The sequence below is a fragment of the Caviibacter abscessus genome, assembly GCF_001517835.1.
GTDB lineage: Bacteria > Fusobacteriota > Fusobacteriia > Fusobacteriales > Leptotrichiaceae > Caviibacter > Caviibacter abscessus.
Window position 1 is genome coordinate 1 of record NZ_LOQG01000028.1, and the last position, 237, is coordinate 237.

At 21.5% G+C, this 237-nt stretch carries 1 protein-coding gene; it reads right to left on the reverse strand.

Annotated elements, in window-relative coordinates; translation table 11 throughout:
- Window positions 1-225: YhjD/YihY/BrkB family envelope integrity protein (locus tag AWT63_RS04160; RefSeq protein ID WP_269431484.1), on the reverse strand; the 225-nt coding region annotated here is incomplete at its 3' end.
- Window positions 226-237 lie beyond the last annotated feature (12 nt).

Genomic DNA, 237 nt, shown 5'->3' on the forward strand with positions numbered 1-237 from the left:
TAGAGATTTTAAAATTATTATCCATATATATTTTACCCATATTAAAAAAAGTGGGACAAACGCTAAACTTCCATATATCGTATTATATTTAGAAATAGAACTTTGAAGTAATTGATAAAACATACTTAAAATCCAAAGTGATAATACAACAAGTAAAGAAGAAATAAAACTTGATTTAAAACTTACATTAGTATTAGGTATAAAATAGTATATGACCATAAAAATTGTAAATGATAC